Source organism: Acidithiobacillus albertensis (assembly GCF_001931655.1).
GTDB lineage: Bacteria > Pseudomonadota > Gammaproteobacteria > Acidithiobacillales > Acidithiobacillaceae > Acidithiobacillus > Acidithiobacillus thiooxidans.
The window spans coordinates 1-2,962 of the sequence record NZ_MOAD01000048.1 but is presented as its reverse complement, the minus strand read 5'-3'; the positions used below and the strand labels follow the sequence as shown (position 1 = coordinate 2,962).

General features: G+C 55.6%; 2 protein-coding genes. One reads left to right on the top strand and one right to left on the bottom strand.

Annotated elements, in window-relative coordinates:
* The coding region (locus tag BLW97_RS19560) for a hypothetical protein (protein WP_158025230.1) at positions 1–441 on the top strand (441 nt) is incomplete at its 5' end.
* Between the two features lie 102 nt (positions 442–543).
* Here the strand turns inward: BLW97_RS19560 and BLW97_RS17750 are convergent.
* Positions 544–2,962: efflux RND transporter permease subunit (locus BLW97_RS17750; protein WP_075324133.1), on the bottom strand; the 2,419-nt coding region annotated here is incomplete at its 5' end.

Genomic DNA, 2,962 nt, shown 5'->3' with positions numbered 1-2,962 from the left:
TACAGCCCCCACCGCCTCCACCATCTGGCGCACCGCAACCACCCCCGCCTGGTCCTCCAGGTCGATCAGGCTTTGGGCCCCCAGGGAGACCACCACAGGGTCCGCAACCGGGTGGACCGGGATTCGGCCCACAGCAAGGCCCACCCCCACCACCCGGAAGACCAGGTCCTGGCCATGGAGGGCCTCGGTTCCAGCCAGGACCAGCAGGAGGACCCCCGCAAGGGCCTCAATCTGGCCCGAGAGGAGGGCCGCCACAAGGGGGGGCTGGAGGACCTGGACCTCAACAGCCACCCCACCAAGGACCTATGGGTGGACCGCCTCCACCGGGTGGGCCAGGTGGACCTCCCCCTGGAGGGCCTGGCGCACCTTAACAGCCAAAACAAAACGAGCCGCTTGTCATGGGGCTCGTTGTTTGGAACTGTTATTAATGTCCTCTATTAACAAGACAACAGATCCACTAGACATGGTGAATCTTTCTTAATAATCTTGCTGTTAGAATTGCTAATTGCTAATTGCTAATTGCTAATTGCTAATTGCTAATTGCTAATTGCTAATTTTTGGTCTTTTTGTCGTCCATGCGACATATAACACCGGGGCCAACCATAAGGTCATCACTGTTCCTAGTGCCAGTCCGCCCATGACCGAAATAGCCAGGGGTTGCAGTAGATCGGTTCCGCGCCCGATACCAATGGCGAGGGGCAGAAAGCCAAAGACATCGGCCAGCATCGTCATCAGGATGGGCCGCAGGCGCTGATGTGCAGCGAAGACCACGCTTGCTGGACGGGGATGATTACCGTCCAGCTGCCGGGCACGGGCAAAGACCAAAATGACATTATTCACGGCGATGGCAAAGACCAGCAAAATACCCAGAAATGCGGTGCTGTCCAGTGCTGTATGGGTAATCATCAATAAGATCAATGCGCCTGGTGCCGCCAGCGCTATGGAAAAAATAGCCACCGTCGCCGCTTTCTGGCTACCAAACTGAAAACCCAAAAGAATCAGCAGAATTAGCAATGCGCCGATCAGAATGACCGTCATTTGCTGAAAACTTTTTTGTTGCTCGTGATAATAACCGCCGATATGGCTGGTTACTCCCGGCGGTAAGTGCGCATCAGCAATGATCTGGTTGGCTCTTGCTGCCGCTTGAGACAAACCTTCACCCGCTTTGGGACTGAGTTTGATGGCGGCATAGGGCACGAGATTTTGGTGGGTCACATAGGGTACCATGCCCAGCGGTTGCACGTGAGCAACTTGTGAGAGCGGAGCGAGTGTGCCATTGGGTAGGCGCAGTAACATCCCGCCAAAATTGGCTAGATTTCTACTTTTAGACCCCTCCACTTCCACCCGGATGGGTAAAATCTGCTCCCCGTGTAACAGAAATCCAGCACGTCGACCCCAGTAGCGGGTCTTGATCTCGCTGGAAAGGGTTTGTGGTGTAAAATCCTCCATGTTGGCCAGCGCACTCGGATGAATAGCGAGTTCCGGTCCTGCTGATGGGGATTTGAGGACGATCGACTGGAAGTCATGACTGGCCTCCAGTGCATTGGTCAGATGCAGGCCAGCTTTATGGAGGATAGCAGAACTGCTGCCAAAGAGTTTAATAACCAGTGGCGCGTGCGAACCAGACAAATTACCTAGCCGATTGATCATTACCTGCATAGTCTCTAAGGTTGTCAGATCTGGTGCGGCTTTTCGCAGTTTGTGACGCAGACTGCGCATCACCACTTCGGTGCTCTGTGTACGATGAGCTTTCAGTAATATGGTCAATGCCCCCTTATTCGGCGTCGCATACGCATTACCCAGGCCACGGCCCGCGACCAGATCAACCCGCTCCACATTCGGATTTTCCAGGGCGATGCGCATAAAGTCTCGACCAACGCGCATGGTTTCCCCAATGCCACTGCCCACCGGCGTACGATAAGGCACCACAAAGATTCCTTCATCCCAGTGGGGCAAGAAAGCCGTAGGCAACTGGGTGGCGCCGATCCCGGCTACGAGCGCCATCACCAGAACTACCGGTACCGCCAACCAGGGACGGCGCATACCAGCCACGAGCAACCGTCCGTAATGACGGCGCAGCCAGCGTTCTCCAGGCAGGCGATGAAAATGTTTTGCACGCGTGGCAATCCACATGGCAAAAATGGGCGTAACGACAATGGCAATGATTTGTGAGGTCACGAGGGCTATGACAATCGCCATCGCCATCGACCGGAACAGCAAACCAATGGTGCCAGAAAGAAAAATCAACGGTAGGAAGATAATACAGGAGGTCAGGGTTGCCATGGTCATCAATGGCAGAATATCGCGTATGCGACGCAGAGCCTGTTCGCGACGCGTCTCGGCATCCCCTTCGAGCCCATGAATACCGCGCTCGACGATTACGATGGCATGATCAACCAGCGCCCCAATCGCTGCGGTGATCCCACCAAGCGTCATGATATTGATACCAAAACCCAAGGCGTGCAGGGCCAGCATAGTGGCCGCCACGGCCAGAGGTACTACGGCCAGGGTGGCAACAGCTCCGTCCCAGCGCCCCAGGAAAAGGAATACGATCAAGAAAGCAATGCCCGTCCCCAGACCAAGTGCGATCCAGACATCGCTCAAACTGGACTGGATGAGATGGCTCATTTTATAAATAGGAACGATATGCATATGTGCTGGCAAATGCGCCTCCAGCAACTGTATTCGTTTTTGCACGGCACTCGAGACATTCACCTGATTCGCGCCCTGTTGTGCCGAGATGTCCATGAGCAGCGCGTGGCGGTACCCAGCGACGGCGGCCTGTCGGATCAGTGGCGGTGGTCCGGTCTGGATGCTGCCGAGTGCCCCCAAGGCGATGGGTGCGTGCACCCCTGCGGCATTGGCGCGGCCTAATGGAAGTGTCACGTTGGCTAGATGGGCGGCGTCACTGGGGCGCGGCGTAGTAGCAAGAATAAATTGCTCATGAAACGCATTGAGTACC